Origin of the sequence: Nocardioides hankookensis (genome assembly GCF_042658885.1) — a bacterium.
GTDB classification, from domain to species: Bacteria; Actinomycetota; Actinomycetes; order Propionibacteriales; family Nocardioidaceae; genus Nocardioides; species Nocardioides hankookensis.
Window position 1 is genome coordinate 961,993 of record NZ_JBHSRJ010000004.1, and the last position, 24,918, is coordinate 986,910.

Below are 24,918 nucleotides of genomic sequence, written 5' to 3' on the forward strand. Positions count from 1 at the left end.
GCAGCGTGTACGTCGTCGACCAGCCACACGTTGGTCACCACAGAAGGCCCGCACACGTTCTGGGTCCGCGGAACCGACCTCTCGGGCAACCCCGGCTCCGGGTCCATCGGCTTCCGCATCGTCGAGACCACGCTGGTCAGCGGACCAGCCGACGTTTCCAACGAGACCTCGCCTACCTTCGTCTTCGCATCAGGGTCGGGGGCAGGTACCACCTTCGACTGCTCGATGGACAATGTGGTCCTTGGGGACTGCGGGGGCCTGGACGGTGCCGGGCACGGCACCAAGACGTTCACAGGCCTCGCCGACGGCAACCACACCTTCCGGGTCCGGGCCAAGAACGGCAGCGATGTCGACCGGTCCACGCTGGTCCGCACCTGGAAGGTCGACACCGCCGCGCCCACCGTCACGCTCGACCCCACCAGCGGGCCCGGCGAGGGCGCCCTCCAGGCCGTGACGACGGAGACGTTCGCCTTCACGTCCGAGGCGGGAGCCACCTTCGAGTGCCGGCTCGACAGCGCGGCGTACGCCGCCTGCACGTCGCCGAAGACGGTCTCCGGACTGAGACCCGGTGCCCACCACTTCGACGTCCGCGCCATCGACGCCGCCGGTAACACCGGCCCGGCCGCCGTACGCAGCTGGACGGTCTCCACCGTCGTGGTGCCGGCCCCCGCCACCCTCAAGCTGACCGCCCGGGCGGGGAGGAGCGCGACGAAGATCACCACCCTCTCCGTCGCCGGGCTCGGGACCGCGAGCGCGACGGTCATCCTGCGCTGCCAGGGCCGCGGGTGCCCCGCGAAGCTGAAGGGCCGCGGGCTCACCATCACCACCCGCTCCAGCACCCTCGCGCTGAAGAAGCAGGTCAGAAAGGCACTGCGGGCGGGCACGAAGCTCGTGATCACGGCCCGCGTCCCGGGCCGCACGACCACGTTCACGGTGAAGATCCGGGCGGGGAGGAAGCCCCTCGTGACGCGGCGCTGAGGGTTGTCGGTGCGTCCTCCTACAGTCGGTTCCGCGGTCGCGTAGTCTGGCGTCCTTCCCCCAAGGCGCCGTCGCGACGTGATCGTGGCACCGTTCTTGCACGCCCGCACAAGACCAGCCGAGGAGTGGCCCGCGCCGATGGCTTCAGGCTCCCAGGACTCGTTCGTCCACCTCCACGTCCACACCGAGTACTCCATGCTCGACGGAGCCGCCCGGCTCGGTGCGCTGGCGGAGCGCACGGCGGAGCTGGGGATGCCCGCCATCGCGATGACCGACCACGGCAACGTGTTCGGTGCCTACGAGTTCTACAAGAAGGCCAAGGGCGCCGGGGTCAAGCCGATCATCGGCATCGAGGCCTACTTCGCGCCCAACATCTCGCGCTTCGAGCGCAAGGGCGTGAACTTCTACGGCGGCGGCCCCGACGACGTCTCCAACCGTGGTGCCTACACCCACATGACGCTGCTCTCGGAGTCCACCGAGGGCATGCACAACCTCTTCCGGCTCTCGACGGGCGCCTGGCGCGACGGCTTCTTCAAGCACCCGCGCATGGACCGCGAGCTGCTGTCGCAGCACGGCAAGGGGATCATCGGCACCACCGGCTGCCCCTCGGGCGAGGTGCAGGTCCACCTGCGCCACGGCGCCTACGAGGCCGCGCGCCAGACGGCGGCCGACTTCCAGGACATCCTCGGCAAGGACAACTACTTCCTCGAGCTGATGGACCACGGGCTCGACATCGAGACCCGGGTGCGCGACGGGCTGCTGCGCCTGGCCAAGGACCTCCAGATCCCGCTGCTGGCGACCAACGACTCCCACTACGTCAACCGGGAGGACGCGAAGAGCCAGGAGCACCTGCTCTGCATCAACTCGGGCTCGACGATGGACATCCCGGCCGGCGACGGCCCGGGGCAGCGGTTCGCGTTCAACGGCGACGGCTACTACATCAAGTCCGCCCAGGAGATGCGGGCCCTGTGGGCCGACAAGTACGACCTGCGCGAGGCGTGCGACAACACTCTGCTGGTCGCCGAGCGGTGCGACGTCTCCTTCACCGAGGGCAACGGCACCTTCATGCCGCGCTTCCCTTGCCCGCCGGGGGAGAACGAGGACTCCTGGCTGGTCAAGGAGGTCGAGAAGGGCCTGCAGTTCCGCTACCCGAACGGCGTCCCCGACGACGTGCGCAAGCAGGCCGACTTCGAGGTCGGCGTCATCACCTCGATGGGCTTCCCGGGCTACTTCCTCGTCGTCGCCGACTTCATCAACTGGGCCAAGGACAACGGCATCCGGGTCGGCCCGGGCCGTGGCTCCGGTGCGGGCTCGATGGTCGCCTACGCGATGCGGATCACCGACCTCGACCCGCTCCAGCACGGCCTGATCTTCGAGCGCTTCCTCAATCCCGACCGCGTCTCGATGCCCGACTTCGACATCGACTTCGACGAGCGTCGGCGTGGCGAGGTCATCCGCTACGTCACCGAGAAGTACGGCGACGACCGCGTCTCGATGATCGTCACCTACGGCACCATCAAGGCCAAGCAGGCGGTCAAGGACTCCTCGCGGATCCTCGGCTACCCGTTCGCGATGGGCGACCGCATCACCAAGGCGATGCCGGCCGCGGTGATGGGCAAGGACGTCCCGCTCCAGGAGATCTTCAACCCCGAGCACAAGCGCTTCGGCGAGGGCGGCGAGTTCCGCTCGCTCTACGACGCCGACAACGACGTCAAGCGGGTCGTCGACACCGCCATCGGCATCGAGGGCCTGAAGCGCCAGTGGGGCGTGCACGCCGCCGGCGTGATCATGTCCAGCGAGCCGCTCCTCGACATCATCCCGATGCTGAAGCGCCCCGCCGACGGCGCGATGATCACGCAGTTCGACTACCCCACCTGTGAGGGCCTCGGCCTGATCAAGATGGACTTCCTCGGGCTGCGCAACCTGACGGTCCTCGACGACGCGGTCAAGAACATCAAGGCCAACCGCGACGAGGACGTCGTGCTCGAGGACCTCGAGCTGACCGACCCCGCGACGTACGCCCTGCTCCAGCGCGGTGACACCCTCGGCGTCTTCCAGCTCGACGGCGGGCCGATGCGGGCACTGCTGCGCAGCATGCGCCCCGACGAGTTCGAGGACATCTCCGCCGTCGGCGCGCTCTACCGGCCGGGTCCGATGGGTGCCGACTCGCACAACAAGTACGCGCGCCGCAAGACTGGTCGCGAGCCGGTCGAGGCCATCCACCCCGAGCTGGCCGAGCCGCTCGAGGACATCCTGGGCGAGACCTACGGCCTGATCGTCTACCAGGAGCAGGTCATGGCGATCGCCCAGAAGCTCGCGGGCTACAGCCTGGGCCAGGCGGACATCCTGCGGCGCGCGATGGGCAAGAAGAAGAAGGAGGAGCTGGACAAGCAGTTCGCCGGCTTCTCCGCGGGCATGCAGGAGCGCGGCTACTCGATGTCCGCGGTCAAGACGCTCTGGGACATCCTGCTGCCGTTCTCCGACTACGCCTTCAACAAGGCGCACTCCGCGGCGTACGGACTGGTGTCCTACTGGACCGCCTACCTCAAGGCCAACTACCCGGCCGAGTACATGGCAGCGCTGCTGACGTCGGTCAAGGACGACAAGGACAAGTCCGCGATCTACCTCAACGAGTGCCGCCGGATGAAGATCCAGGTGCTGCCGCCCGACGTCAACGAGTCGTCGCACAACTTCACCCCGGTCGGTCCCGACATCCGCTTCGGCCTCACCGCGATCCGCAACGTCGGCGCCAACGTCGTCGACGGCGTCGTCAGCGGACGCGAGGAGAAGGGCCGCTACGAGGACTTCAACGACTTCCTCGACAAGGTGCCCGCGCAGGTCTGCAACAAGCGGGTCATCGAGTCGCTGATCAAGTCGGGCGCGTTCGACGACATGAAGCACCGGCGCCGCGCGCTGGTCGCGATCCACGAGACCGCGGTCGACCAGTACGTCGACATCAAGCGCAACGAGGCGATCGGCCAGGACTCGCTCTTCGGCGGGATCGACGACGACAGCGGCTTCGGCGTCTCGGTCGCGATCCCCGACCTCGACGAGTGGGACAAGATGACGCTGCTCGGGCACGAGCGCGAGATGCTCGGCCTCTACGTGTCCGACCACCCGCTGCTCGGCCTCGAGCACCTCCTCGCCAACAGCTCGGACTGCACGGTCGGTCAGCTGATGCTCGACGAGGACCGTGCCGACGGCAGCCCGATCCAGATCACCGGCCTCGTCACCGGCGTGCAGCGCAAGATCACGAAGCGCGGCGACGCCTGGGGGATGGTCACCGTCGAGGACCTCGACGGCGCCATCGAGGTGCTGCTCTTCCCGAGCGCCTGGCAGCTGTCGGGCCACATGATCTCCGAGGACGCGATCATCACGGTCAAGGGCCGGCTCTCGCGGAGCAAGGACCAGCCGGAGATCATGGGCCAGGAGGTCAGCCTGCCGGACCTCTCCGACGGGCCGTCCGGGCCGGTCGTGATCAAGCTGCCCCAGACCCGGGTCAACTCCGACACCGTGGACCACCTCAAGGAGGTGCTCCGCACCCACCCCGGGGTGACCGAGGTCCACCTGAAGGTCCTGATGCGCGAGAAGACCCTGGTGATGCGGATCGGCGACCACCACCGGGTGACGCCGAGCCCCGCGCTCTTCGCCGACCTCAAGCAGCTCCTCGGCCCGGGGTGCCTCACCGGATGACGGCCGCCATCGACCGCCGGGCGCTCGTGCAGCTCGGGCTCGTCGTCGCGGGCTTCGCCGCCGTCGGGGCGCTCGCCGGCGTGGTGTGGCAGCGCGTCTGGACGCCGACCATGGGCGTCGCCTACGACCACCAGTGGACCGCCGCCGACGCGCTCGGCCTGCAGCACGAGTTCTCGGGCACCGGGTGGTTCGTGGCGATCGGCCTCGTCGCCGGCCTGGTCGCCGGCATCGCCGCCGCACTGCTCGCCACCCGGATGCCGCTGCTGACGCTCGCCGCCGTGGTCGTGGGCTCGGCGCTCGCGACGTGGCTGATGCTGGTCGTCGGCACCGCGCTGGGGCCGGCGGACCAGGACGTCGTCGCGGCCACGGCGGCCGACGGGACGAAGATCCCGATGGCGCTCGCCGTCACCGGGCGGAGCCCCTGGATCGCGCTGCCGAGCGGTGCGCTGATCGGGGTCGTGCTCGTCTTCGTCGGCCTCCCGACCCGGTTCCGCGAGCCTGAGCCGGAGCACACGCCCGCCGAGACCGGCGCGGCTGGATAGGCTGCGCGGGTGCCGATCGACACCCCCGCAGGTCCGCCGCCGTCCGAGCCCCCGCACGAGGGGGCCGTCGAGTACCTCGACAGCAGGGGCGGCGACGGGCTGCCGCCCGCACCGCGCTCCGGCAGCGGACGTCGTACCGCCGTGGTCGCCGTGGCCGCGACCGTCGGCGTCGCCGTCCTGGGTGGCGCCGCGTGGGCGGCCTGGTCGTTCTTCTCGACCGGTGCCCAGCCCTCCGAGGGGCTGCCGGCCTCGACGCTGGCTTACGCCAGCATCGACCTGGACCCGAGCGGCGGGCAGAAGATCGAGGCGCTGCGCACGCTGAAGAAGTTCCCGGCCTTCGACGACCACGTGGGTCTCGACACCGGCGACGACGTCCGCGAGTGGATCTTCGACCAGATCCAGGGTGAGTCCGGGTGCGCGGACCTCGACTACGGCGACGACATCGAGCCGTGGCTCGGCGACCGGTTCGCGGTCGCCGCGATCGACACCGGAGCCGACGAGCCGGCACCCGTCTTCGTGGTCCAGGTGAGCGACGAGAACGCCGCCGACGCCGGCCTCGCCAAGCTGCGCGAGTGCGGCGGCGGCAGCTCGGACGACGGCGCCTGGGCGATTGCCGACGGCTGGGCCCTGATCGGCGAGGACCAGAAGACGGTCGACGAGGTCGCCGCCGACGCGGCGGACTCGCCGCTGGCCGACGACGACGACTTCCAGCAGTGGACCGACGCCGCCGGTGACGACGGGATCATCTCGATGTACGCCTCGGCCGACGTCGGTGGTCTGCTCGCCGACTTCGCGGACGACGCCTCTCGGCTGTCCGACAGCGGCGACGAGGTCGTGCCGTCGGAGGCGATCGACGCGCTCGAGGACTTCAAGGGAGCGGCGGCCACCGTCCGGTTCGACGACGGTGGCCTCGAGCTGGAGCTGGCGGCGGATCCGGCGGCCACCGGGAAGTCGGTGACGGAGGGTGACGAGGCGGGCGAGGCGATCGCGACGCTGCCCGACGACACGGCGGCCGCGATCGGCGTGAGCTTCGAAGAGGGGTGGCTGACCGAGCTCGTCGACCAGTTCGCCCGGGCGTCGGGGGAGTCGGGCGACGACCTGCTCGCCGAGATCGGGGAGCAGCTCGGACTCGACCTGCCCCAGGACGCGGAGACCCTGGTCGGCGAGTCGCTGACGCTCGCGGTCGACGGCGACTTCGACCCGGAGTCGCTCTTCTCCGGCACGGACACCGGCAGCGCCACCGGGGTCGGCGTCAAGGTGCTGGGCGACGCCGACGACATCGAGGCCGTCCTCGACAAGCTGCGCGGTGCGGCGGACGGCGCGGACGGCGGCCTGCTCGACAGCGACACCGACGACGGGGTCGTCGCGATCGGTCCGGACGCCGACTACCGCAAGGTCCTGCTCCAGGACGGCGGCCTCGGCGACAGCGACCCGTTCACGAAGGTCGTCGAGCACGCCGACGATGCCGCCGCGGTCGTCTACGTCAACTTCGACTCGGGCGACGACTGGCTCGCGGCGCTGGCCGGCGACGACGCGGAGGTCCGCGACAACCTCGCGCCGCTGCAGGCCCTGGGCATGAGTGCCTGGGTCGACGACGACGTCGCGCACGCCGTCCTCAAGGTCACGACCGGCTAGCGTCCGATCGCGGCGACGGTCGCGCCGGTGACCGAGACCAGGTCGGCCGGCGCGATCTCCAGGTCCAGGCCCCGGCGCCCGGCGGAGACGAAGACCGTGTCGTACGCCGACGCGGTCTCGTCGAGCACGGTCGGGTGCCGCCGCTTCTGGCCGATCGGGGAGATCCCGCCCGCGACGTACCCCGTCGCGCGCTCGGCCGCGGCCAGGTCGCCCATCGCGGCCTTGCTGCCGCCGACCGCCCGGGCGAGCGCCTTGAGGTCCAGCTGGCCCGAGACCGGCACGATGCCGACCGTCAGGGCACCGTCGACGCTCGCCATCAGCGTCTTGAAGACGCGGGCGGGGTCGACGCCCAGGGCCTCGGCGGCCTCCAGGCCGTAGGACTCCGCGCGCGGGTCGTGGTGGTACTCGTGCAGGGTGAAGGCGACGCCCGCCGCCGTCAGCGCGACGGTCGCGGGCGTGCCACCTGCCGACTTCTTCTTGGCCATTGATCCTCTAGTTGGGCGACCACCGCGTGCGAGCCACCTCGGTGGCCGGCAGCGACGGGATGACGTTCATCGCGCGCAGCTCGGAGCGGAGCAGGTCGGTGAGCAGGACCAACCGCTCCGTGGCGTCCTCGGCCTCGAGCAGCGACTGGCGCTCCGACATCGGCAGCGGGGCGACCGCGGCCAGCGTCCAGGAGAGGTACGTCGGGTCGCGGGGCAGCGCGCCGTCGTACGGGTCGCTGCGCAGGTCGGCGAGGGCCACCCGGTAGGCCGTGAACGCGGCGCGGGCGCCCTCCATCACCTCCTCGGGCACCGGGGCCGAGACGTCCGGCCGGTCGATGACGTGACCGACCGGGAAGGTGCCGCTGGTGTCGAGGCGCTGGAGCTCGATCCGCTCCATGCCGACCGCGACCACGTCGAAGGTGCCGTCGGGGTGGCTCTCGATCTCGGTGAGCTGCATCCGGCATCCGATCCGGTAGAGCGACTGCGCGCCGTGGTCGCCCACCTCGTAGCCCTCGCGGATGCCGACGGAGCCGAACGACCGCTCGACCGGGTCCTCGACCCGGAGCAGGTGGTGGACCAGCGCCCGGTAGCGGTCCTCGAAGACCTTGAGCGGCACGCTCAGCCCGGGGAACAGCACCGCGTTCAACGGGAACATCGGCAGCGAGTCCGGCACACCTCCAACGTAGTCGCTCCTCGTGCTGGTGGTTTCGAGGCTCGCTGGCGCTCGCACCTCAACCACCGTGTCCCACTCGCTGTCACCGATCCGGCACGACAGGCTCACGCTCGTAGAATCGACCCATGATCCAGCGCATCGACCTGCGAGGAGCCGACCGCACGACGGTCGACTACCGCGCAGCCGTGCCCCGTGCCGACTTCGACGTCGAGGCAGCGGTGCCGGCGGTGCATGCGATCTGCGAGGCGGTCCGGACCCGCGGACTGGACGCCATCCGGGAGTACGGCGAGCGGTTCGACGGGGTCACCGTCGACGACATCCGGGTCGCCCCGGCGGCGCTGGAGACCGCCCTGGCGGAGCTCGACCCGGCCATCCGCGCCGGCCTGGAGGAGTCCATCCGCCGCCTGCGCGCGACCTGCGCCAACGAGCTGGAGACCGACGCCGTCACCGACCTCGGGCCAGGCGCTCGCGTGACCCACCGCAAGGTGCCGGTCGACCGGGTCGGTCTCTACGTGCCCGGCGGGCTGGCGCCGCTGGTGTCGAGCGTGCTGATGAACGTGGTGCCAGCGCAGACCGCCGGCGTGCGGTCGATCGCGCTCTCGAGCCCGCCGCAGAAGGAGTTCGGCGGCGCCGTGCACCCGACGATCCTGGCCGCCTGCGCGCTGCTCGGCGTCGAGGAGGTGTACGCCGTCGGCGGCGCCCAGGCCATCGCGATGCTGGCGTACGGCGTCGGTCCGTGCGCCAAGGTCGACCTGGTGACCGGCCCCGGCAACATCTACACGGTCACCGCCAAGCGGCTCCTCAAGGGTCAGGTGGGCATCGACTCCGAGGCCGGGCCGACCGAGATCGCGATCCTCGCCGACGACACCGCGGACGCGGCGTACGTCGCCGCCGACCTGATCAGCCAGGCCGAGCACGACCCGCTCGCGGCCGCGGTGCTCGTGACCCCGTCCGAGCGGCTCGCCGCCGACGTCGAGGCCGAGCTCGACAAGCAGGTCTCCGTCACCCGGCACGTCGACCGGATCCGCACCAGCCTCTCCGGCAGCCAGTCCGGCATCGTCCTGGTCGACGACCTCGAGCAGGGCCTGGACGTCGTCGACGCCTACGCCGCCGAGCACCTGGAGATCCACACGGCCGACGCGTCGTCGTACGCCGCCCGGGTGCGCAACGCCGGCGCGATCTTCATCGGGCAGTACGCCCCGGTCAGCCTCGGCGACTACTGCGCGGGCTCCAACCACGTGCTGCCGACGGCGGGCTGCGCCTGCCACAGCAGCGGGCTGTCGGTGCGCGCGTTCACCAAGTCGGTGCACGTCGTCGACTACTCGCGCGACGCGCTGGCCGAGGTCGCCGACCACGTCGTCACGCTCGCGAACGCCGAGGACCTGCCCGGTCACGGCGCCGCGGTCTCGGTGCGGTTCTCCCCAGAGTCGACGCGATGACCTGGCCGCCGCTCCGCGAGGAGCTGCGGGGCATCGAGCCGTACGGCGCCCCGCAGCTGGACGTGCCCGTCCAGCTCAACGTCAACGAGAACCCCTACGGACCGTCGCTCGCCTGCGCCGCAGACATCGCCACGGCGGTCGCCGGCGCGGCCACGACCCTGAACCGCTACCCCGACCGCGAGTTCGTCGAGCTGCGCACCGCGCTCGCGGCGTACCTCTCGACCGACACGCCGCACGGCGTCACCGCCGAGCAGGTGTGGGCCGCCAACGGGTCCAACGAGGTGATGCTCCAGCTGCTCCAGGCCTTCGGGGGACCGGGCCGGGTCGCGCTGAGCTTCGCCCCGACGTACTCGATGTACCCCGAGTACGCCCGCGACACCGTCACCGAGTGGGTCTTGGGCAGGCGTGAGAGCGACTTCTCGCTCGACCTCGCCCGCGCCCGCGACCTGGTCAAGGAGCGCCAGCCGAGCGTGGTGCTGCTGCCGAGCCCCAACAACCCGACCGGCACCGCGCTGCCACCGGAGGCGGTCGCCACGCTCTGCGAGGCCGCCCAGGACGGGATCGTGGTCGTCGACGAGGCGTACGGCGAGTTCCGCCGCACCGGCGTGCCGAGTGCGGTCGAGCTGCTGCCCGAGCACCGCAACCTCGTCGTCAGCCGCACGATGAGCAAGGCGTTCGCGGCGGCCGGCCTGCGGCTCGGCTACCTGGCCGCCGACCCAGCGATCTGCGACGCCATCCGGGTCGTGCGCCTGCCCTACCACCTGTCCGCGGTCACCCAGGCGGCCGCGCTGGCGGCGCTGCGGCACGCGCCCGAGCTGCTCGGCAAGGTCGACGAGCTGCGCGCCGAGCGGGACGCGTCCGTGGACTGGCTGCGGACCCGCGGGCTCCAGGTCGCCGACTCCGACGCCAATTTCGCGTTGTTCGGGACCTTCGCGGACCGTCATGCTGTCTGGCAGGGACTGCTCGACCGGGGCGTGCTGATCCGGGAGACCGGCCCAGACGGGTGGCTGCGGGTGTCGATCGGCACCGCGGACGAGATGATGGCGTTCAAGCAAGCACTGACCGAGGTTCTGGAAGAGGAAGCACCATGAGCAGGACGGCGCGGATCGAGCGGCAGACCAAGGAGTCGAAGGTGCTCGTCGAGGTCGACCTCGACGGCAGCGGCCGCACCGACGTCTCGACGGGCGTCGGCTTCTTCGACCACATGCTCGACGCCTTCGGCCGCCACGCCCTGCTCGACCTGACCGTCCAGACCGAGGGCGACACCCACATCGACGCGCACCACACCGTCGAGGACACCGCGATCGTCCTCGGCCAGGCGCTGCGCGAGGCGCTCGGCGACAAGACCGGCATCCGCCGCTTCGGTGACGCCACGGTCCCGCTCGACGAGGCGCTCGTCCAGGCCGTCGTCGACGTCTCGGGCCGCCCCTACTGCGTGCACACCGGCGAGCCGGAGGGCCAGCAGTACGTCGTCCTCGGTGGCGACTACCTCGGCTCGCTCACCCAGCACGTCTTCGAGTCGGTCGCGTTCCACGGCCACTTCGCGCTGCACGTGCGGGTGCTGGCCGGCCGGGAGCCGCACCACATCGTGGAGACCCAGTTCAAGGCGTTCGCCCGCGCCTTCCGCGACGCGGTCGCGATCGACCCGCGGGAGACGGGCGTGCCCTCGACCAAGGGTGCGCTCTGATCACCCAGCCCCGCGTCGTCGTCCTCGACTACGGGTCGGGGAACCTCCGCTCCGCCGTGCGCGCGGTCGAGCGCGCCGGCGCAGAGGTCACGCTGACGGGCGACTTCCAGACCGCGCTGGACGCGGACGGGCTGCTGGTCCCCGGCGTCGGTGCGTACGCCGCCTGCATGGCCGGCCTGCGCGCCATCAAGGGCGAGCGGATCATCGGGCGCCGGCTCGCGGGCGGCCGTCCGGTGCTGGGCATCTGCGTCGGCATGCAGGTGCTGTTCGAGCGCGGGGTGGAGCACGGCGTCGAGACCGAGGGCTGCGACGAGTGGCCCGGCGTGGTCGAGCGGATCCAGGCGCCCGTCGTACCCCACATGGGCTGGAACACCGTCGACGTCCCGGCCGGCACCACGCTCTTCGACGGCATCGAGGACGAGCGCTTCTACTTCGTGCACTCCTACGCCGTGCGCGACTGGACCCTCGAGACCAACGACCGCACCCGGGCGCCCCTGGTCACCTGGTCGGAGCACGGCGGCGACCGCTTCGTCGCGGCCGTCGAGAACGGCCCGCTCACGGCGACCCAGTTCCACCCCGAGAAGTCCGGCGACGCGGGGGCCGCGCTGCTCCGCAGCTGGGTGCGGTCCCTCCGATGAGCAAGGAGCGCGCGCAGCGCCGGGCCGAGCGTGAGCGGCTGGCCGCGATCGAGGCGACGGCACGGGCGGCCGAGCAGGAGCGCAAGGCGCGTCGCGACGCCCGGGTCGCCACGCTCACCCGCTGGGTCCCGAAGGGCCGGGGCCGGCCCACCGGCGTCATCGCGGCCCGCAACCGGACCCGCACCCGGATGGTCGTCGTCTCCGTGATCGCGCTCAACGTGCTGGTCTGGGTCGCCTCCGGCGACTGGGCCGTGCGCCTGCTCGCGCTCGCGCTGAGCGTGCTGATCGCCCCCATCCTCCTGATCCTGATGACCAGCTGACGAGAGTGAACGATGCCTGACTACCTCGAGCTCCTGCCCGCCGTCGACATCACCGAGGGCCGGGCCGTCCAGCTCGCTCAGGGCGTCGCCGGCTCCGAGCGCGTGTACGGCGACCCGGTGGCCGCCGCGATGCGCTGGCAGGACGCCGGTGCCGAGTGGCTGCACCTGGTCGACCTCGACGCGGCGTTCGGCCGCGGCACCAACCGTGAGCTCCAGGCCGAGATCGTCGGCGCCCTCGACATCCAGGTCGAGATGAGCGGCGGCATCCGCGACGACGAGTCGCTCGAGGCCGCGCTGGCCACCGGCTGCCGCCGCGTGAACATCGGCACCGCCGCCCTCGAGCAGCCCGACTGGTGCGCCCGGATCATCGCCGAGCACGGCGACCGGATCGCGATCGGCCTCGACGTGCGCGGCACGACGCTCGCCGCCCGCGGCTGGACCAAGGAGGGCGGCGACCTCTACGAGACGTTGGCCCGGCTCGACGCCGAGGGTTGCGCGCGCTACGTCGTCACCGACGTCAACAAGGACGGCATGCTCGCCGGCCCCAACCTCCAGCTGCTGCGCGACGTCTGTGCGGTGACCGCGGCGCCCGTCGTGGCGTCCGGGGGAGTGACGACGCTCGACGACATCCGGGCGCTGATGGGCCTGGTGCCCGAGGGCGTCGAGGGCGCCATCGCCGGCACCGCGCTCTACGAGGGGAAGTTCACCCTCGAGGACGCGCTCGCCCTCACCAAGGGTGCGTCGTGAGCCTCGCCGTACGCGTCATCCCCTGCCTGGACGTCGACGCCGGACGCGTGGTCAAGGGCATCAACTTCCAGGACCTCCGCGACGCGGGCGACCCGGTCGAGCTCGCGAAGTTGTACGACGCCGAGGGCGCCGACGAGCTGACCTTCCTCGACATCTCCGCCTCCCACGAAGGTCGAGCGACCACGATGGAGATCGTCTCCGCGACCGCCGAGCAGGTCTTCATCCCGCTGACCGTCGGCGGGGGAGTGGGCAGCGTCGAGGACGTCGACCGGCTGCTCCGGGCCGGCGCCGACAAGGTCGCCGTCAACACCGCCGCGATCCACCGGCCGGAGCTGGTGGCGGAGATCGCCGACCGGTTCGGCAACCAGGTGCTGGTCCTCTCCGTGGACGCGCGCCGGGCCTCGGGGACCGAGTCGGGCTTCGAGGTCACGACTCACGGCGGCCGGAAGTCCGCCGGGCTCGACGCCATCGAGTGGGCCGTGCGCGCCGCCGAGCTGGGCGCGGGTGAGATCCTGCTCAACGCGATGGACGCCGACGGCACCCAGGACGGCTTCGACCTCGAGCTGATCCGCGCCGTACGCCGCGAGGTCAGCATCCCCGTGATCGCCTCGGGCGGCGCGGGTGCGACCGAGCACTTCGCGCCGGCCGTCGAGGCCGGGGCTGACGCGGTGCTGGCCGCGACGGTCTTCCACTTCGGCACGCTGCGGATCGCCGACGTCAAGGAGTCGCTGGCGACCGCCGGTCATCCGGTCCGCTGAGGCTCAGAGCCCTCCACCGCCGCCGCTGCCGCCGCCACCGTCGTTGTCGTAGTTACCCGCCTTGCCGTGGGCGATGGTCGACGCCCGGTTGACCCGGGAGCCCAGCCCGTCCGCCCGCGGCCAGAACGCGTAGACGACCATGACGGCGACGAAGATCCCGATGACGATCAAGACGATCATGGGGAGACGCTACGCCCTCAGGGCAGCGGCAGCGTGTAGATCTTCTGCTCGTCCGGGTGCGTGACGACCAGGTCGTCCCCGACGACGGCCGCGCCGACGTTCTCGCTGGTGGCATGGGCCTCGTCGAGCGCGATGGTGTCGGTGAGCGTGCCGCTCGCCGCGTCGATGACGAAGACGGTCGGCCCGGACTGGCCCACGGCGTACACCGTGTCGTCGGTGGCGACCACGGCGTCGGCGTCGGGGACGTCGTCGATCTCGGCGACCTGCTTCAGCGTGCGTACGTCGAGGGCCACGACCTTGCCGCTGAGCGTGCACGCGACCCAGACCCGGCCGGCCGCCTCGGCCACGCCCTGCGGCCCGACGCAGCCGGTGAGCCGGGCGGTCACGCCCAGGTCGCCGTGGACCCGCGTCAGCGCGCTGCCCGCGAAGCTGGTCACCCAGACGCCGCTCGTCCCCGTCGACACGAGCCGCGGCCCCTCGTCGACGTCGACCGCGGCCAGCTGCTTGCCGTCGAGCGTCATCGGCACCACCCGGTCGTGGGCCTGGTCGACGACCCAGAGCAGCCGACCGTCCCACGCGATGCCCTCCGGCTCGCTGCCCGCAGGGCGCATCCGGACCGTCTGGTCGACCGTCCCGGTGGTCGGGTTGACCCGCACGACCGTGCCGTCGCGGATGACGGTGACCCACACGCCGCTGGGGGTCGAGACCAGCCGGAGCGGTGCGTCGCCCACCGGGATGTGCTCGTCGGAAGAGGTCCGGAGCGTGCCCTCGTCGACGAGCACGGTCCATGCCTGCCCGTCGACGTCGGCGACGCCCACCGGACCGGCGTCGAGCTCGGTCGTCTGCGCCTGGGGTCCGCTGGGCGTGGCTGCTGGACGGGAGTCGGGCTCATCGGACCCCGTGCAGGCGGCCAGTGCCGCCACCGAGGTGGCCACCGTGGCCGCGAGCGCGAGTCTCATGGCCCGACGGTACGGGCCCCAAGGCACGGCTCCTTGTCCGGGAGCGCCTGCTGCGCAGGCTTTCGCATCCGATCTGGCCGCGTTGTCGGCGACTCGACGGGCCTCCGGCCCGCCTTCGCACCTCCGCCTTGCCAGGTACGGCGCGAAATCCTGCTCGCGACGGCGCCGGATAAGGAGTCGCACCCTAGGCGCCGAGGTCCGCCGATCGGATCGCGGCGACGGCCTCGTCGGGTCCCTCGAAGACCAGGCCCTGCGTCGACTCCCGCCCGAAGAGGAAGAGGATCAGCTCGACGACGTCGCCCGTGATCGTGACGGCGTCGTCGCCCTTCTTCGCGACCGCGGTGTCGCCGGTGTCGGCCCGCCGGACCACGGTCGGACGCGGCAGCTTGCGGCCGAAGAACGTCAGGCCCTTGCTGAGCTGGGCCCAGAGCGCGTCGACGTCGGCCGGGTCGAGCTCGCGCGGCGTCCAGTCGGGCTGGGCGCGCCGCAGGTCCTCGTGGTGGACGACGTACTCGAAGGTGTTGGCGGCCTTCTCGACCGGGCCGAGGACGAAGAGACCGCCCGGCGAGCGGAGCTTCTCGACCAGGGCGGCGTACTCCCGCTTCTCGTACGCCGCGCTCGCCCGCGCCGTGAAGCCGGAGAACGGCGACAGCACGATGCCGGCCGCACCGAGCAGGCGGCGCTCGCGCACCAGCAGGTGGATGACCAGGTCCTTCGCCGTCCAGCCGGTGCACTCGGTGGGGGAGCCCGCCCCGACCTCGACGGCGAGGTCGCAGAGCGCGGCGCGTTCCCGGCGGGCGAGGGAGTCGGTCACGCGGGCAATATAGGGGACGCCCCGTGTCGGAGGGTGGGAATAGCCTGGCGGGACGGCGGGGTTCACGCCGGCAGCACGGAAGACGCGGCACCACGACGACGGGCGGGTAGTGAGCGAGCAACGCAGCACGGAGGCACGGAGCAGGAGAGGCACCTCGGTCGAGGGGTTCCGCGTCCTCGGGGTCGCGATCCGGCGTGAGCCGTGGATCTTCACCCTCTCCACCATCGGCAGCGTCCTCTTCGGGGCGCTCACCGTGGCGGATGCGTGGGTGCTCGGCTGGTCGACCGATCACGTCGTGCTGCCGGCCTTCGACGACGGCGAGATCGGTGCCGACCTGATGGTCGCGGTCTTCGCGCTCTTCCTCGGCGTCGCCCTGCTGCGCGCGGTCGGCATCGTGGCCCGCCGGCTCGGCGCGGGTGTCATGCAGTACCGCATGCAGGCACACACCCGTCGCGCGGTGACCCGGCAGTACCTCGCCCTGCCGATGGAGTGGCACCACCGGCACCCCACCGGACAGCTTCTCTCCAACGCCAACTCGGACGTCGAGGCCGCCTGGGGTCCGATCGCCCCGCTGCCGATGGCGGTCGGGGTGCTGGCGATGATGGTGATCGCGGTGGCGCAGATGTTCTTCGCCGACGTCGTGATGGCCCTCGTCGGGCTGCTGGTCTTCCCGGCCGTCGTCCTCGCCAACCTCGCCTACCAGCGGCTGGCCTCGCCGCTGATGACCCGGGCACAGCAGCTGCGCGCCGAGCTGAGCGAGGTCGCGCACGAGTCCTTCGACGGCGCCATGGTGGTCAAGACACTGGGCCGCGAGGCCGAGGAGACCACCCGGTTCGCCGACAAGGCCCACCAGCTGCGCGACGTCAACATCCGCGCAGGCCGGATCCGCGCGGCCTTCGACCCGACGCTCGCCGCGCTGCCCAACCTCGGCGTCCTGATCGTCCTGGTCGTCGGCGTCGAGCGGGTGCTGCACGGCGCCACCGCCCCCGGCGACGTGGTGACCGTGGCCTACCTGCTCACCATCGTCTCCTTCCCGATCCGCGCGATCGGCTGGCTGCTCGGCGAGTTCCCGCGCAGCGTGGTCGGCTACCACCGGGTGCGCACGGTGCTGCGCGCCACCGGCGAGATGCCGTACGGCGACCGCGCGGCCGACCGCACGCTGGTCGCGGGCGCGCGGCTCGAGGTCGAGGGCCTCGGCTACCGCTACGACGCCGACCAGCCGCTGATCGAGGACGTGTCGTTCACGGTCGAGCCGGGCCGCACCGTGGCGCTCGTCGGTGCCACCGCGTCCGGCAAGAGCACCCTGACGACGCTGATGTCCCGCCTCGTGGACCCCGACGAGGGCCGGCTGGTCCTCGACGGCACCGACCTGCGCGACTTCGCCCGCGGCGAGCTCGCCGAGGTGGTGGCGCTGGTGCCGCAGTCGGCGTTCCTCTTCGACGACACCGTGCGCGGCAACGTCGCGCTGGGTGCCGCCGTCACCGACGAGGAGGTGTGGGCCGCGCTGCGTGCGGCCCAGGCCGACGGGTTCGTCGCCGCCCTGCCCGACGGGCTCGACAGCCGCCTGGGCGAGCGCGGCACGTCGCTCTCCGGTGGCCAGCGGCAGCGGATCTCGCTGGCCCGCGCCCTGGTCCGCCGGCCGCGCCTGCTGGTCCTCGACGACGCCACGTCCGCGGTCGACCCCGAGGTCGAGGCGCGCATCCTCGAGGCGCTGCGCTCGCCGGGTGACGGGGACCGTGGCACCAGCCTGGTCGTCGTCGCCTACCGCAAGGCCACCATCGGGCTCGCCGACGAGGTCGTGCACCTCGAGGACGGTCGGATCGCCGACCGCGGCACGCACGCCGAGCTGCTGGACCGCAGCCCGGCGTACGCCCGCCTGGTCAACGCGTACGAGACCGACGTCGAGCTGGTGGAGGACCGGGCATGAGCACGACCACCGACACGAGGACGACCGGCATGGACACCGGCGAGGACATCGGCGCGATGGACACGATCCGTCGCGGCGTGGCGGTCTCGCCGGAGCTGACCGACGGCCTGGGCTGGACGATCGCCCTGGCGTTCCTGGCCGCGACCGGGCAGGTCGTGGTGCCGATCGCGGTCCAGCAGACCCTCGACCGCGGCATCAACGGATCAGGAGGCCCGGACGTCTCCTTCACCGTCGTGATGGCGCTGGTCGCCGCCCTCGCGATCATCGTCGCGAGCTGGGCGTCGTACCTGATGACGTCCCGGTTGTTCACCACCTCCGAGCGCGGCCTCGCGACCTTGCGGGTCAAGGCGTTCCGGCACGTGCACGACCTGCCGGTGCTGACTCAGAACACCGAGCGCCGCGGCGCCCTCGTCTCGCGGGTCACCAGCGACGTCGACCAGGTCAGCCAGTTCCTGGTCTTCGGCGGCCTGCTGCTGATCGTGAGCGTCGGTCAGGTCGTGATCGCGACCGTCGTCATGCTGATCTACAGCTGGCAGCTCGCGGTGATCGTGTGGCTCTGCTTCGCGCCGCTCTTCCTCTCGATCCGCTACTTCCAGCGCAAGCTCTCCGAGGCGTACGGCGTCGTGCGCCGCCAGGTGGGCGTGATGCTCTCCGCGATCTCCGAGCCGGTCGTCGGCGCCGCGGTCGTGAAGTCCTACGCGATCGAGGACCGCACCCAGGAGCGCATCGACGAGGCGATCGACGAGTACAAGTCGGCCAGCACGCGCGCCCAGCAGTTCACGGTCGTCTCGTTCTCGCTCGGCGGCATCTCCGCCGGGCTCGCGAACGCCGCGGTGCTGGTCTTCGGCATCCAGATCGGCCTGCACGGGGGCGGCTTCGGCCAGGACCTGACGGCGGGCAAGGTGCTGGCGTTCGCGTTCCTGGTCACGCTGTTCGTCGGGCCCGTGCAGATGGGCACCCAGATCTTCACCGACGCCCAGAACGCCCTGGTCAGCTGGCGCCGGGTGATCGGCATCCTCGAGACCCCGGCCGACCTGGTCGACCCGGGGGAGGACGGCCAGGTGCTCCCGCGCGGGCCGATCGACGTGTCCCTGCGTGACGTCGGCTTCGCCTACCCGGGCGGACCTCCGGTGCTCCGCGAGATCGACCTCGACATCCCGGCCGGCACCCGCGTGGCCGTCGTCGGGGAGACCGGCTCCGGCAAGTCCACGATCGCGAAGCTGCTGACCCGGCTGATGGACCCGTCGTCCGGGTCCGTGCAGCTCGACGGCATCGACGTCCGCGACATCGCGCAGGCGTCGCTGCGGCGCAGCGTCGTGCTGGTGCCCCAGGAGGGCTTCCTCTTCGACGACACCCTCGCCAGCAACGTGCAGTACGGCCGCCTCGACGCCACCGCCGACGAGATCCGCGCGAGCGCCGACGAGCTCGGGCTGGGCGACTGGCTCGCGGGGCTCCCCGCCGGCCTGGACACGCGGGTCGGCCAGCGCGGCGAGTCGCTCTCCGCGGGCGAGCGCCAGCTGGTCGCGCTCCTGCGCGCCCAGCTCGCCGACCCCGACCTGCTCGTGCTCGACGAGGCCACCAGCTCCGTCGACCCCGCCCTCGAGATGCGGATCGGCCGGGCGCTGGAGCGCCTGATGAGCGGGCGCACCAGCGTCACCATCGCGCACCGGCTCTCGACCGCCGAGAGCGCCGACGAGGTCGTCGTCGTCGACCACGGCCGGATCGTCCAGCGCGGACCGCACGCCGTGCTCGTCCAGCAGGAGGGCTCCGTCTACGCGGGGCTGCACGCGAGCTGGGTAAGCCAGCAGTCGAGCTGACGACCAGGTGGTTTCGAGGCTCGCTGCGCTCGCACCTCAACCACCGTGTCGGTGGTTGAGGTGCGAAGGCGCCCTGGCGCCTGAGCCTCGAAACCACCGCCACGCGATACTGGAACCGTGACCACCCCGTTGGACCCCGAGATCGCCGCCCGGCTCAAGCGCACCGCGGAGGGCCTGGTGCCCGCCGTCGTGCAGCAGCACGACACCGGCGAGGTGCTGATGCTCGGCTGGATGGACGACGAGGCGCTGGCTCGCACGCTCAGCACCGGACGCGCGACGTACTGGAGCCGCTCGCGCCGGGAGTACTGGGTCAAGGGCGAGACCTCGGGCCACCTCCAGTGGGTCCAGGAGGTCCGCCTGGACTGCGACGGCGACACCCTCCTGGTCAAGGTCGACCAGGTCGGCGTCGCCTGCCACACCGGCGACCGCACCTGCTTCGACGCCGACGTCCTGCTCGCCGGGGACGCCCGTGACTGATCGGCGCCGCACCTTCGGCCCGGTCGTACTCCTCGGGCTGGCGGCCGGCACCCTGACCGCCGTCGCCGGCGAGAAGCCGGCCGTCGAGGCGTCCGGCTCGGGAGCGACCGCGGTGAGCAGCCGGCTGGTGACCTTCGACGCGCACCTCCCGCTGGTCACCGCGCTCGGCCTGGTCGTGCTCGCGTGCTGGGGCGTCGTGCTGGTGACCCGGGGGCGGGTACGCCGTGCGGTGGCCGCGCTCGGCACGATCGCGGCGCTCGGCGCCCTGGTGGCCGCGCTCGCGGCCTACTCCCAGGTCCCGGCGCAATTCCGCGACGAGCTCGCGCTCGTCGGGGTGCGCGACGCGGACCTGAGCCACACGGCCTGGTACTGGGTCGCCGTCATCGGCGCGCTGGTCTCCGTGGCGGCCGGGGCGCTCGCGGTGGCTTGGGCGCCGTCCTGGCCCGAGATGGGCACCCGCTACGACGCGCCCGGCAGCGCGCCCGCGGCGCCCGTCGTACCGCCCGAGGAGCAGAGCAGCCTGGACCTCTGGAAGGCGATGGACGAAGGTCGCGACCCGACTGCCTAGAATGCTGTTCGCACCACCAACACCAGGACCTGCCCCGCGCACGAGGAGCCCCATGTCTGACAACCACGGCAACACCCCTGCGGCCTGGACGTTCGTGACCGTCGCGATGCTGGGCTTCGTGGTCGGTGCCGCCGGGATGCTTTTCGAGCCGATCAACTGGACCATCTTCTGGATCGGCGTGGGCCTCGCGGTCGCCTCGCTGGTGATCTTCGCGGTGATGGCCAAGCTCGGCTACCACGAGTCCGGCCACTGACGAGCCTGCGGTGACCACCACGGCAGCACCGGTCGCCGCGGAGGTCGTGCCGCGCCGCCGCCGGATGCGCGCGCCGGTGCTGGTCATCGGCGGGCTCGCGGTCGCGAGCCTGGCGCTGCGGTTGCGCGACCCGCACGACCACGGCTCCTGGGGCCTGTGCCCCAGTGCGGCGATGGGCATCTACTGCCCGGGGTGCGGCGGCCTGCGGGCGGTCAACGACCTCACCCACGGCGACCTGGCCGGCGCTGCGTCGAGCAACCTGGCCTTCGTCGTCGCCCTGCCCTTCATCCTGGTCGGCCTGGTCCTGTGGACGGCCGGCCGCTGGCGCGGCCGGCCGTACCAGGTGCCGATGAGCGTCGTGCGGCCCGTCGCCTACACGGGTCTCGCGCTGCTCCTGCTGTTCACGGTGGTGCGCAACCTGCCGTTCGGGTCCTGGCTCGCCCCCTGAGTCGGGGGCGCAGGGTCAGGGCGAGGTGCTGTAGCTGATGTCGATGGCCCCGGTGGCGACCAGGATCCAGTAGACGACGCCGAACGCGATCCCCACGATGCCGAGGATGAGGCCCCACCGGGCGAGGCCCTCGCCGGTCTTGCCGCCCTGCGACTCGCGGATGTCCTTCTTGCCCAGGACGCCGAAGACGACGCCGAGGATGCCGAAGATGAAGCAGCCCCAGAAGCACGGGAGCACCGCGAGGATGCCGAGCACCAGGCTGGCCACGGCCATGCCGGACCGCTTCGGCGGCACGCCGCCGTACGCCGGCTGAGGTGCGCCGTACTGCGGCGGCGGGGGAGGTGGTTCGGAGTAGCTCACGAGGGTTCCTTCGGTCGGCGGCCGGACCGTCTCTCCGGCCGTGTTCAGCGGACACTACCCAGCGACCGCGCCTCCATGCCGCGTGAAACACTGGGGGCATGTCCGTGCTCGACGAGATCGTGTCCGGCGTGCGACTCGACCTCGCCGAGCGGGAGGCGACGACGGCGCTCGCCGACCTGCGCGCCGCCCTGGCCGACGTGGACCCGCCGCGCGACCCGATGCCGCACTTCCGGACGCCGGGCTCCAGCGTGATCGCCGAGGTCAAGCGGCGCAGCCCCAGCAAGGGCGACCTCGCCGACATCCCGGACCCCGCCGACCTCGCCGGCCAGTACGCCGCCGGCGGCGCGGCCGCGATCAGCGTGCTCACCGAGCGGCGGCGCTTCGGCGGCAGCCTCGACGACCTCCGTGCGGTGCGCGCCGCCGTCGACACCCCGCTGCTCCGCAAGGACTTCATCGTCACCAGCTACCAGCTGGTCGAGGCCCGGGCAGCGGGCGCCGACCTGGCCCTGCTCATCGTCGCGGCCCTCGACGACGACTCCCTGCGACGGCTCTACGACGAGGCGCGCGAGCTCGGCCTCACCGTGCTGGTCGAGGTGCACGACGAGCCGGAGACCGAGCGCGCCGTCGCGCTGGGTGCCGAGCTGGTCGGCGTCAACGCCCGCAACCTGAAGACGCTCGAGATCCACGACGACACCTTCGGCCGGCTCGCACCGCTCATCCCGGACGACCGCGTCAAGGTCGCCGAGAGCGGCATCTTCGGCCCCGCAGACGTCCAGCGCTTCGTCACCGAGGGAGCCCGCGCGGTCCTCGTCGGCGAGGCCCTGGTGAAGGACGGCGACCCGCAGGCAGCGGTCGCCGCGATGACAGGAGTGACGCCATGACCACCCATCCGGAACGGACCACGACGTTCGACGCGGATGAGCGGGGCTGGTTCGGCGGTCCCGCCGGCTTCGGCGGTCGCTTCATGCCGGAGGCCCTGGTCGCGGCGCTCGACGAGCTGACCGTCGCCTGGCAGGACGCGATGGCCGACCCGACGTTCGTCGCCGAGTTCGAGGCGATCCTGCGCGACTACGCGGGGATCCCGAGCCCGCTCTACCTCGCCGAGCGGCTCAGCGACAAGGTCGGCGCCCGGATCCTGCTCAAGCGCGAGGACCTCAACCACACCGGCGCCCACAAGATCCGCAACGTGCTCGGCCAGGCGCTGCTCACCAAGCGGATGGGCAAGACCCGGGTCATCGCCGAGACCGGGGCCGGCCAGCACGGCGTCGCGAGCGCGACGGCCGCGGCGTACTTCGGGCTCGACTGCACCGTCTACATGGGCTCGGTCGACACCAAGCGGCAGGCCCTCAACGTCGCCCGGATGAACCTGCTCGGAGCCAAGGTCGTCGCCGTCGACTCCGGCAGCGCGACGCTCAAGGACGCCATCAACGAGGCGCTGCGCGACTGGGTCGCGAGCGTCGACCACACGGCGTACCTCTTCGGCACCGCGGCCGGCCCGCACCCGTTCCCCACCATGGTCCGCGAGTTCTGCCGGGGCATCGGCGACGAGGCGCGCGCGCAGAGCATCGAGCAGTACGGCGGCCTGCCGGACGTGATCGCCGCCTGCGTCGGCGGCGGCTCCAACGCGATCGGGCTCTTCACCGCGTTCCTCGACGACCCCGGCGTGGAGATCTACGGCTTCGAGGCCGGAGGCGACGGCTACGAGACCGGCCGCCACGCGGCCACGATCTACGCCGGCGAGCGCGGCGTGCTGCACGGCGCCCGCACCTTCGTGCTCCAGGACGAGGACGGCCAGACCATCGAGTCGCACTCGATCTCGGCCGGGCTCGACTACCCCGGCGTCGGCCCCCAGCACTCCCACCTGGCCGACGTCGGGCGCGCGACGTACGAGCCGGTCACCGACGCGGAGGCGATGGACGCGATGGCGCTGCTGGCCCGCACCGAGGGGATCATCCCGGCGATCGAGTCGGCGCACGCCCTCGCCGGCGCGCTGCGGATCGCCCCGGACCGCCAGGGCCAGACGATCCTGGTGAACCTGTCGGGGCGCGGCGACAAGGACATGGGCACGGCGCTCGAGTACTTCAAGCTCGGCGAGCCCGACGAGGAGACCGGCCAGTGAGCTGCAGCATCGCGTTCGAGAAGGCGAAGGCCGAGGGCCGCGCGGCGCTGGTCGGCTACCTGCCGGCCGGCTTCCCCGACGTCGCGGGCGGCATCGAGGCGCTGCGCACGATGGTCGACGCGGGCTGTGACGTGATCGAGATCGGGCTGCCCTACAGCGACCCGGTGATGGACGGTCCCACGATCCAGGCCGCGGCGCAGCAGGCGCTCGAGGGCGGCGTGCGGACCCGCGACGTGCTGCGCACGGTCGAGGCCGTGGCCGCGACCGGCACCCCGGCGCTCGTGATGACCTACTGGAACCCCGTCGAGCGGTACGGCGTGAGCCGGTTCGCCGCCGACCTCGCCAGTGCCGGGGGAGCGGGCCTGATCACGCCCGACCTCACCCCGGACGCCAACACGACCTGGGCGGAGGCCGCCGACGAGCACGACCTCGACAAGGTCTTCCTGGTCTCCCCGTCGTCCACCGACGAGCGGGTCGCGATGACCACGGCCGCCTGCCGCGGCTTCGTCTACGCCACCGCGGTCATGGGCGTCACCGGCACGCGCACCTCGACCTCCGACCTGGCCGGCCCGCTCGTCGCCCGCACCCGGGCCACGACCGACCTCCCGGTCGGCGTCGGGCTCGGCGTCAGCAACGGCGACCAGGCCGCCGAGGTGGCGTCGTACGCCGACGGCGTGATCGTCGGCTCGGCGTTCGTCCGGGCACTGCTCGACCACCCCGACGACACCGGCGCCGGGCTGCGCGCCCTGGCGCGGCTGACCGAGGACCTCGCAGCCGGGGTACGGCGTGCGTAGTCGCGCCGTCGCCGCCGTCCTCACCGCCCTGCTGCTCCCGCTCGCCGCGTGCGGCAGCGACCAGCCCACCGGGGCGGGTGGCCTGCACGGCACCGAGCTGGACCCGCCGTTCGAGGTCTCGTCGACGCCGCTGACCGACACCGACGGGCAGCCGTACTCCCTGACGAAGGACACCGACAAGCCGCTGACGATGGTGTTCTACGGCTACACGCACTGCCCGGACATCTGCCAGACGGTGATGTCCAACCTCGCCTCCGCGATGACCCGGCTCGACGACCAGGACCGGGACAGGGTCGACGTGGTCTTCGTGACCACCGACCCGGCCCGCGACACCCAGGAGGTGCTGAAGAAGTACCTCAGCCACTTCGATCCCGGCTTCATCGGGCTGACCGGTGACCTCGGCACCATCATCGCGGTCGCCAAGCCGATGGGGGTCGGGGTCAGCAAGGGCCAGAAGCTGCCCTCCGGCGGCTACGACGTCACGCACGGCACGACCATCACCGGCATCGACGCGGACGACGAGGGCACGGTCTACTGGAGCGAGGAGACCTCCTCCGCCGACTTCGCCGCCGACATCCACACGCTGCTCGCCAAGGACTGAACGGAA

At 71.9% G+C, this 24,918-nt stretch carries 27 protein-coding genes; 21 read left to right on the forward strand and 6 right to left on the reverse strand.

Going from position 1 to position 24,918, the window contains the following annotated elements:
- Window positions 1-234: 234 nt before the first annotated feature.
- The 4 genes from ACFPYL_RS11085 to ACFPYL_RS11100 all read left to right on the forward strand — a co-directional run bounded on the left by ACFPYL_RS11085 (window position 235) and on the right by ACFPYL_RS11100 (window position 6,848).
- Entirely contained in the window at window positions 235-978 is a 744-nt protein-coding gene (locus ACFPYL_RS11085; RefSeq protein ID WP_379153833.1) for a hypothetical protein, read from the forward strand.
- Between the two features lie 138 nt (window positions 979-1,116).
- Window positions 1,117-4,671, forward strand: coding sequence for a DNA polymerase III subunit alpha (gene dnaE / locus ACFPYL_RS11090; protein WP_379153835.1), 3,555 nt, complete (start codon window positions 1,117-1,119; stop codon window positions 4,669-4,671).
- Entirely contained in the window at window positions 4,668-5,213 is a 546-nt protein-coding gene (locus tag ACFPYL_RS11095) for a hypothetical protein (RefSeq protein ID WP_379153837.1), read from the forward strand. Before dnaE ends, ACFPYL_RS11095 begins: the two co-directional genes overlap by 4 nt.
- A 9-nt stretch (window positions 5,214-5,222) precedes the next feature.
- Complete coding sequence (locus ACFPYL_RS11100; protein WP_379153839.1) at window positions 5,223-6,848, forward strand: DUF3352 domain-containing protein; 1,626 nt, start codon at window positions 5,223-5,225, stop codon at window positions 6,846-6,848.
- Here the strand turns inward: ACFPYL_RS11100 and ybaK are convergent.
- Both ybaK and ACFPYL_RS11110 read right to left on the reverse strand, forming a co-directional pair.
- On the reverse strand, window positions 6,845-7,333 hold the full coding sequence (gene ybaK, locus ACFPYL_RS11105) for a Cys-tRNA(Pro) deacylase (protein ID WP_379153841.1): 489 nt from the start codon (window positions 7,331-7,333) through the stop codon (window positions 6,845-6,847). The genes ACFPYL_RS11100 and ybaK overlap by 4 nt on opposite strands.
- A 7-nt stretch (window positions 7,334-7,340) precedes the next feature.
- Entirely contained in the window at window positions 7,341-8,006 is a 666-nt protein-coding gene (locus ACFPYL_RS11110) for an LON peptidase substrate-binding domain-containing protein (RefSeq protein ID WP_379153843.1), read from the reverse strand.
- 125 nt (window positions 8,007-8,131) lie between these two features.
- On the opposite strand from ACFPYL_RS11110, the gene hisD reads away from it, so the two are divergent.
- The 7 genes from hisD to hisF are packed head-to-tail and all read left to right on the forward strand — an operon-like array spanning window position 8,132 to window position 13,595.
- On the forward strand, window positions 8,132-9,445 hold the full coding sequence (gene hisD / locus ACFPYL_RS11115; protein ID WP_379153845.1) for a histidinol dehydrogenase: 1,314 nt from the start codon (window positions 8,132-8,134) through the stop codon (window positions 9,443-9,445).
- Window positions 9,442-10,536 (forward strand): histidinol-phosphate transaminase, encoded by a 1,095-nt coding sequence (locus ACFPYL_RS11120; protein ID WP_379153847.1) that lies wholly within the window; start codon window positions 9,442-9,444, stop codon window positions 10,534-10,536. The genes hisD and ACFPYL_RS11120 overlap by 4 nt, the downstream gene beginning before the upstream one ends.
- Window positions 10,533-11,132: an imidazoleglycerol-phosphate dehydratase HisB gene (gene hisB, locus ACFPYL_RS11125; protein ID WP_379153849.1), complete on the forward strand. Its 600-nt coding sequence runs from the start codon at window positions 10,533-10,535 to the stop codon at window positions 11,130-11,132. Before ACFPYL_RS11120 ends, hisB begins: the two co-directional genes overlap by 4 nt.
- The gene (gene hisH / locus ACFPYL_RS11130; protein ID WP_379155442.1) at window positions 11,132-11,770 is read left to right on the forward strand and encodes an imidazole glycerol phosphate synthase subunit HisH; all 639 of its coding nucleotides are present in this window, start codon (window positions 11,132-11,134) and stop codon (window positions 11,768-11,770) included. Before hisB ends, hisH begins: the two co-directional genes overlap by 1 nt.
- Complete coding sequence (locus tag ACFPYL_RS11135; RefSeq protein ID WP_379153851.1) at window positions 11,767-12,090, forward strand: hypothetical protein; 324 nt, start codon at window positions 11,767-11,769, stop codon at window positions 12,088-12,090. The genes hisH and ACFPYL_RS11135 overlap by 4 nt, the downstream gene beginning before the upstream one ends.
- Window positions 12,091-12,102: 12 nt before the next feature.
- Window positions 12,103-12,837, forward strand: coding sequence for a bifunctional 1-(5-phosphoribosyl)-5-((5-phosphoribosylamino)methylideneamino)imidazole-4-carboxamide isomerase/phosphoribosylanthranilate isomerase PriA (gene priA / locus ACFPYL_RS11140; RefSeq protein WP_379153853.1), 735 nt, complete (start codon window positions 12,103-12,105; stop codon window positions 12,835-12,837).
- Window positions 12,834-13,595: an imidazole glycerol phosphate synthase subunit HisF gene (gene hisF, locus ACFPYL_RS11145; protein ID WP_379153855.1), complete on the forward strand. Its 762-nt coding sequence runs from the start codon at window positions 12,834-12,836 to the stop codon at window positions 13,593-13,595. Before priA ends, hisF begins: the two co-directional genes overlap by 4 nt.
- A gap of 3 nt (window positions 13,596-13,598) precedes the next feature.
- On the opposite strand, the gene ACFPYL_RS11150 is transcribed toward hisF, so the two are convergent.
- From ACFPYL_RS11150 to ACFPYL_RS11160, 3 genes are all read right to left on the reverse strand, one after another.
- Complete coding sequence (locus tag ACFPYL_RS11150) at window positions 13,599-13,775, reverse strand: hypothetical protein (RefSeq protein WP_379153857.1); 177 nt, start codon at window positions 13,773-13,775, stop codon at window positions 13,599-13,601.
- A gap of 17 nt (window positions 13,776-13,792) precedes the next feature.
- A complete protein-coding gene (locus ACFPYL_RS11155; protein ID WP_379153859.1) occupies window positions 13,793-14,734 on the reverse strand; it encodes a Vgb family protein in 942 nt (313 codons plus the stop codon).
- Between the two features lie 184 nt (window positions 14,735-14,918).
- Entirely contained in the window at window positions 14,919-15,548 is a 630-nt protein-coding gene (locus tag ACFPYL_RS11160; RefSeq protein WP_379153861.1) for a TIGR03085 family metal-binding protein, read from the reverse strand.
- Window positions 15,549-15,657: 109 nt separating this feature from the next.
- Between ACFPYL_RS11160 and ACFPYL_RS11165 the strand changes: the two genes are divergently transcribed.
- The 6 genes from ACFPYL_RS11165 to ACFPYL_RS11190 all read left to right on the forward strand — a co-directional run bounded on the left by ACFPYL_RS11165 (window position 15,658) and on the right by ACFPYL_RS11190 (window position 21,038).
- Window positions 15,658-17,475, forward strand: a complete 1,818-nt coding sequence (locus ACFPYL_RS11165; protein WP_379153863.1) for an ABC transporter ATP-binding protein — start codon at window positions 15,658-15,660, stop codon at window positions 17,473-17,475.
- The gene (locus ACFPYL_RS11170) at window positions 17,472-19,292 is read left to right on the forward strand and encodes an ABC transporter ATP-binding protein (protein WP_379153865.1); all 1,821 of its coding nucleotides are present in this window, start codon (window positions 17,472-17,474) and stop codon (window positions 19,290-19,292) included. Before ACFPYL_RS11165 ends, ACFPYL_RS11170 begins: the two co-directional genes overlap by 4 nt.
- A 117-nt stretch (window positions 19,293-19,409) precedes the next feature.
- Window positions 19,410-19,769: a phosphoribosyl-AMP cyclohydrolase gene (gene hisI / locus ACFPYL_RS11175; RefSeq protein WP_379153867.1), complete on the forward strand. Its 360-nt coding sequence runs from the start codon at window positions 19,410-19,412 to the stop codon at window positions 19,767-19,769.
- Entirely contained in the window at window positions 19,762-20,337 is a 576-nt protein-coding gene (locus ACFPYL_RS11180) for a Trp biosynthesis-associated membrane protein (protein ID WP_379153869.1), read from the forward strand. Before hisI ends, ACFPYL_RS11180 begins: the two co-directional genes overlap by 8 nt.
- Before the next feature lie 52 nt (window positions 20,338-20,389).
- Window positions 20,390-20,590, forward strand: a complete 201-nt coding sequence (locus tag ACFPYL_RS11185; RefSeq protein ID WP_379153871.1) for an HGxxPAAW family protein — start codon at window positions 20,390-20,392, stop codon at window positions 20,588-20,590.
- Window positions 20,591-20,600: 10 nt separating this feature from the next.
- Entirely contained in the window at window positions 20,601-21,038 is a 438-nt protein-coding gene (locus tag ACFPYL_RS11190; protein ID WP_379153873.1) for a DUF2752 domain-containing protein, read from the forward strand.
- A 15-nt stretch (window positions 21,039-21,053) separates the two neighbouring features.
- Here the strand turns inward: ACFPYL_RS11190 and ACFPYL_RS11195 are convergent, their stop codons facing one another.
- Window positions 21,054-21,398, reverse strand: coding sequence for a DUF4190 domain-containing protein (locus tag ACFPYL_RS11195; RefSeq protein WP_379153875.1), 345 nt, complete (start codon window positions 21,396-21,398; stop codon window positions 21,054-21,056).
- 98 nt (window positions 21,399-21,496) lie between these two features.
- Here ACFPYL_RS11195 and trpC point away from each other — a divergent pair, with 98 nt between their 5' ends.
- Genes trpC through ACFPYL_RS11215 form a run of 4 tightly spaced genes read left to right on the forward strand, consistent with a single transcriptional unit; the run spans window position 21,497 to window position 24,912 of the window.
- A complete protein-coding gene (trpC, locus tag ACFPYL_RS11200; RefSeq protein ID WP_379153877.1) occupies window positions 21,497-22,279 on the forward strand; it encodes an indole-3-glycerol phosphate synthase TrpC in 783 nt (260 codons plus the stop codon).
- Window positions 22,276-23,517 (forward strand): tryptophan synthase subunit beta, encoded by a 1,242-nt coding sequence (trpB, locus tag ACFPYL_RS11205; protein ID WP_379153879.1) that lies wholly within the window; start codon window positions 22,276-22,278, stop codon window positions 23,515-23,517. The genes trpC and trpB overlap by 4 nt, the downstream gene beginning before the upstream one ends.
- A complete protein-coding gene (gene trpA / locus ACFPYL_RS11210; protein ID WP_379153881.1) occupies window positions 23,514-24,311 on the forward strand; it encodes a tryptophan synthase subunit alpha in 798 nt (265 codons plus the stop codon). The genes trpB and trpA overlap by 4 nt, the downstream gene beginning before the upstream one ends.
- Window positions 24,304-24,912 carry an SCO family protein gene (locus ACFPYL_RS11215; protein ID WP_379153883.1) on the forward strand — a complete coding sequence of 203 codons (609 nt, stop codon included), beginning with the start codon at window positions 24,304-24,306 and terminating at the stop codon, window positions 24,910-24,912. Before trpA ends, ACFPYL_RS11215 begins: the two co-directional genes overlap by 8 nt.
- Window positions 24,913-24,918 lie beyond the last annotated feature (6 nt).

Excerpts from the sequence above, each read along its gene's own strand:
- dnaE (WP_379153835.1), top strand. The coding sequence starts at position 1,117 with ATGGCTTCAGGCTCCCAGGACTCGTTCGTCCACCTCCACGTCCACACC.
- hisD (WP_379153845.1), top strand. The coding sequence starts at position 8,132 with ATGATCCAGCGCATCGACCTGCGAGGAGCCGACCGCACGACGGTCGAC.
- ACFPYL_RS11120 (WP_379153847.1), top strand. The coding sequence starts at position 9,442 with ATGACCTGGCCGCCGCTCCGCGAGGAGCTGCGGGGCATCGAGCCGTAC.
- ACFPYL_RS11095 (WP_379153837.1), top strand. The coding sequence starts at position 4,668 with ATGACGGCCGCCATCGACCGCCGGGCGCTCGTGCAGCTCGGGCTCGTC.
- ybaK (WP_379153841.1), bottom strand. The coding sequence starts at position 7,333 with ATGGCCAAGAAGAAGTCGGCAGGTGGCACGCCCGCGACCGTCGCGCTG.
- ACFPYL_RS11185 (WP_379153871.1), top strand. The coding sequence starts at position 20,390 with ATGTCTGACAACCACGGCAACACCCCTGCGGCCTGGACGTTCGTGACC.
- trpB (WP_379153879.1), top strand. The coding sequence starts at position 22,276 with ATGACCACCCATCCGGAACGGACCACGACGTTCGACGCGGATGAGCGG.
- ACFPYL_RS11150 (WP_379153857.1), bottom strand. The coding sequence starts at position 13,775 with ATGATCGTCTTGATCGTCATCGGGATCTTCGTCGCCGTCATGGTCGTC.
- ACFPYL_RS11170 (WP_379153865.1), top strand. The coding sequence starts at position 17,472 with ATGAGCACGACCACCGACACGAGGACGACCGGCATGGACACCGGCGAG.
- hisB (WP_379153849.1), top strand. The coding sequence starts at position 10,533 with ATGAGCAGGACGGCGCGGATCGAGCGGCAGACCAAGGAGTCGAAGGTG.
- trpC (WP_379153877.1), top strand. The coding sequence starts at position 21,497 with ATGTCCGTGCTCGACGAGATCGTGTCCGGCGTGCGACTCGACCTCGCC.
- priA (WP_379153853.1), top strand. The coding sequence starts at position 12,103 with ATGCCTGACTACCTCGAGCTCCTGCCCGCCGTCGACATCACCGAGGGC.
- ACFPYL_RS11155 (WP_379153859.1), bottom strand. The coding sequence starts at position 14,734 with ATGAGACTCGCGCTCGCGGCCACGGTGGCCACCTCGGTGGCGGCACTG.
- ACFPYL_RS11135 (WP_379153851.1), top strand. The coding sequence starts at position 11,767 with ATGAGCAAGGAGCGCGCGCAGCGCCGGGCCGAGCGTGAGCGGCTGGCC.